A 3938-nucleotide genomic window follows, 5' to 3' on the forward strand; every position below is an offset into this window, starting at 1 on the left:
TAAATTTTATTATTTTATTCAAATCTTCATACATCTATCTTCTATTTATATAATAAGGGTATACCATGGCACTCAAATGGCAAATATGTTAACAAATTATGAACGAAAAGCAGTACTATTTAGCATTCTTAACAAAAAAAACAGAAATTTAACACAGCTTTTGCTTATATTCATAGTATAATTAACTTGTACAATTTATTAGGATGTAGATAACGATTGATAATAATTATCTAGAGACATATAAGGAGGTTTTTATATGCTTAATGGCGCTAAGATTAGAGAATTAAGACTTAACAAATCTTTAACAAGCAGAGATATATCAACTTTATCCCAGAATTTGAATGTGCATGTATCCCAGACTTATTTGGAAGAACTAGAACGAGGAAGTAAAAAAAACCCATCATTTAATATAATTGAAACAATTGCAACTATTTTATGTGTTAATATAGACGAACTTAGAATAAATTAAAATAACTTAAAAAAGCCAATTAGCTGTATTTAGTTAATTGGCTTTTTTAAGTTATTCATGATAAGTTTTATCTAACTATTCCAAACCTCTTTATATATCTAAGGAGATTTTTTATGAAATTCATCACTCTAAAGTATGAATTGTTTTTTCGTAAAAGTTTAAAATAAGGCAATAAAACAAGAAAATATTGCCTAATATTTCCAAGGAAATAAATTGAATATTCTTTCATCATATATCTAAACTTATCTTCAATATAAATATAAGTTTATGCAGTTCCTCTAATAATAAGTTCTGTTTCAAAATAAACTTGTTTCTCTGAAGGCAGTTCTCCTTTTATCACATCTATTAAAATACTGCAAGCTTTTTTACCCATTATATAAATAGGTTGCGATATTGTTGTAAGTTCTGGTTCTATAACCTCTGATATATGAATATTATCAAAGCCAATAACTGATATATCTCGTGGAATTTTATATCCATTTCTGAGTAAAATTTTCATTCCTCCAAGAGCCATCATATCATTACTATAAAAAATGGCATCTAAATTTTGAAAACAATTTATTATTTTTGTCGTAGCTATTTTACCACCTTCAACATTAAAGTCTCCTTCAAATATATACTTCTCTTCATATATTCGATAATTCTTCATCGCATCAATATAACCTTCCAATCTTTGATTAGATACTTCTAAATTTTCTGTTCCTTTTACAAAAACTATTTTCCGTTTTCCATTTTCATATAAATATTTAATGCCATCTTTTATACCCTGCTTATTTAAGCAAAATACTCCATAATAATCTTTATATGATTCAATATATCTATCAACCAATACAAAAGGAACATTATTATTTTTTAGTAGGGTTATACTTTCATTACTTTTACCTCCAGACATAAAAATAACACCATCTATAAGTTTACTTATTAGAAGTCCAATATATTTTTCTTCTTTGTCAATGTCATTATCAGTGTTACATATTATTAAATTATATTCTAATCTCTCTGCCTCATCCTCAATAGCTCTTGCCATTTCTGAAAAGAATGGATTTGTGATATCAGGGAGTATAATTCCTATAGTACCTGATTTTTTGGTGCTAAGACTTCTAGCAATGGAATTGGGAATATAAGACATTCCCTCGGAAATTTTTAATATCTTTTTTCTGGTTGAGTCACTTATGCTAGTATCCTTTTTATTAAGAACCATTGAAACTGTGGCCTTAGAAACTCCAGCCATTTCTGCTATATCCTTCATTGTAACATTATTCATAATTGTCCTCCGATTTTCAGTAATTATTAATTGTGATTTTCCCCGTAAATGTCTATTACCTCTTGCATCGTTGGAATTGACGGTTGTGCTCCAGATCTTTGAACTACTATTGAAGAAACTCTATTACCAAAAGCTATAGCTTTTTTAAGATTTTCGTAGTTCAATTCTTTACTACTTAATTTACTTGCTACTGCTCCAATAAAACTATCTCCTGCAGCAGTTGTGTCTATAGCATTAACCTTTATTGCTGGAATCAATTCTGATTTTTCTTTAGTTATTAATGCTGCACCCTTTGAACCTAGAGTTATTATTACATAACTCACGCCCATTTTTATGAAATTATCAGCTGCTTTCTTAGCACTTTCTAAATCTTCAACTAAAATTCCTGTAATATCATAAGCTTCTGTTTCATTTGGAATTATTATATCTGTACATTTTAATAAATTTTCATCTACTTTTTTTGCAGGAGCTGGATTAAGTATTGTTATAATTCCATGTGATTTTGCATAAGTAAAAGCCTCAAAGGTCATTTCACCTGGTGTTTCAAATTGTGCGATTATTACATCGCAATCTTTTACTCGTGGATAGCTTTGCTTTATCTCATCTAAATTAATACTCATATTAGCACCAGCTACAACAACTATAGAATTATTACCTTCAGAGTTAACATTAATTATAGCTGTTCCAGTAGTTTCTCTACTATCTTTAAAAACACAGTCTGTATTTATGCCTTCCCTCGAAAGATTACTAACCAAGGAATCACCATCGCTGTCTAAGCCAACCTTCCCTATCATATATACTTCGCAGCCCATGCGCCTAGAAGCAACTGCTTGGTTAGCCCCTTTTCCTCCAGGAATATTAGTTAAGCTTTTAGCAAAAATGGTTTCACCTATCTTAGCCATTTTTTCTACTTTTAATACTATATCCATATTTAAACTTCCAAGTACGCAAATTTTATTCATATTATAAATCACCTCTTATTTACTTAACCGATTAAGTGAACCGGTTAAATTAACTTTATACGTTTAAATGTCTTTTGTCAATAAATAATTCTAGAAATTTGTAATATATTGAGTGGAGTATAAGTTATAATAAAACTATAATTCATATACTAAGGAGCTGACACATGATTATAAAGTTAAATGATAAATCAAATAAAGCATTAAAAAAATTAATGCAATCTAAAGAGAATGGAGTTATAAGATTAGAAGTTTTAGCATTTGGTTGAGGGTCGCCCGCACTAGGGCTTGTTTTGGATAAACAAAGAACTGATGATTTTTTTATAAACGTTGAAGGCATTTCATTTGTCATAGAGGAAAAAGTTAAAATTTATTTTGAGAATACTGAAATAATATATAATCCTGAAGTATTTAATGGAGGATTTTATGTTCATAGATATCGCACATCTACTATTTAACATTAGATATAAAGTAAGACCAACTCTTTGTTGGTCTTACTTTATTGTCCCTTATATAAAAACGCCAGATTAGAAGCACTTATAATGCATATTTATAATTTGTTGACTTTCAAAATAATACATGATAATATTATTGTAAACCTTATATATAAAACAGGTTTACAATGATAATGACAGCACATTTAATTAAGTAGTAAATAGTGTTGCGCTATTTATAACTTTATAAGGAGGAATTTATTTTGAAATTATCTACACGAGATCTAATAATTGCAGCATTATTTACAGCACTAACGGCAGTTGGGGGGATTATATCTATCCCACTCGGACCAGTACCTATAACGTTACAAACCTTTTTTGTTGTTTTATCAGGACTAATATTAGGTGCCAAATTAGGCGCTTTATCTCAAATCACATATGTTATTTTAGGGTTAGTTGGATTACCTATCTTTGCTGGCGGTTATGGCGGACTAGGCGCAATAGTAAGACCTTCTTTTGGATTTTTAATAGGTTATATTGTTGCAGCTTATATAATTGGGAAGCTTACAGAAAAAGATAAGTCTCTTTCTAAAATTATATATTCTGTTATTTTAGGAAGTTTTGTAATTTATATTATTGGTGTACCCTACTTTTATTTTATTTTTACAAATTATTTAGGAAAAAGTATAAATTTTTATTCAGCTCTTAAATACGCTTGCATACCATTTATACCTGGTGATATTATAAAAGCAGTACTAGCTATAACGCTCGCTAAACAATTAATTCCTAGACTGTCAAAGTATTTGAAATAA

At 28.8% G+C, this 3938-nt stretch carries 5 protein-coding genes; 3 read left to right on the forward strand and 2 right to left on the reverse strand.

Translation table 11 applies throughout. The features are described 5' to 3' along the window. Window positions 1–256: 256 nt before the first annotated feature. Window positions 257–469, forward strand: a complete 213-nt coding sequence (locus JJE11_RS16080) for a helix-turn-helix transcriptional regulator (protein ID WP_291637444.1) — start codon at window positions 257–259, stop codon at window positions 467–469. Between the two features lie 265 nt (window positions 470–734). Here JJE11_RS16080 and JJE11_RS16085 read toward each other — a convergent pair whose 3' ends face one another. Together JJE11_RS16085 and rbsK are read right to left on the reverse strand one after the other, a co-directional pair. Then, window positions 735–1733 carry a LacI family DNA-binding transcriptional regulator gene (locus JJE11_RS16085; RefSeq protein WP_291637446.1) on the reverse strand — a complete coding sequence of 333 codons (999 nt, stop codon included), beginning with the start codon at window positions 1731–1733 and terminating at the stop codon, window positions 735–737. 26 nt (window positions 1734–1759) lie between these two features. Continuing rightward, on the reverse strand, window positions 1760–2695 hold the full coding sequence (gene rbsK / locus JJE11_RS16090) for a ribokinase (protein WP_291637447.1): 936 nt from the start codon (window positions 2693–2695) through the stop codon (window positions 1760–1762). 290 nt (window positions 2696–2985) lie between these two features. On the opposite strand from rbsK, the gene JJE11_RS16095 reads away from it, so the two are divergent. Then, the gene (locus tag JJE11_RS16095) at window positions 2986–3150 is read left to right on the forward strand and encodes a hypothetical protein (RefSeq protein ID WP_291637448.1); all 165 of its coding nucleotides are present in this window, start codon (window positions 2986–2988) and stop codon (window positions 3148–3150) included. 239 nt (window positions 3151–3389) lie between these two features. Further along, window positions 3390–3938: a biotin transporter BioY gene (locus JJE11_RS16100; RefSeq protein WP_291637450.1), complete on the forward strand. Its 549-nt coding sequence runs from the start codon at window positions 3390–3392 to the stop codon at window positions 3936–3938.

Origin of the sequence: Clostridium sp. (genome assembly GCF_016650095.1) — a bacterium.
GTDB lineage: Bacteria > Bacillota > Clostridia > Clostridiales > Clostridiaceae > Clostridium_AD.

Bases quoted from the DNA above. Each gene is read 5' to 3' on its own strand.
- JJE11_RS16080 (WP_291637444.1), top strand. From the start codon at position 257: ATGCTTAATGGCGCTAAGATTAGAGAATTAAGACTTAACAAATCTTTA.
- JJE11_RS16085 (WP_291637446.1), bottom strand. From the start codon at position 1,733: ATGAATAATGTTACAATGAAGGATATAGCAGAAATGGCTGGAGTTTCT.
- rbsK (WP_291637447.1), bottom strand. From the start codon at position 2,695: ATGAATAAAATTTGCGTACTTGGAAGTTTAAATATGGATATAGTATTA.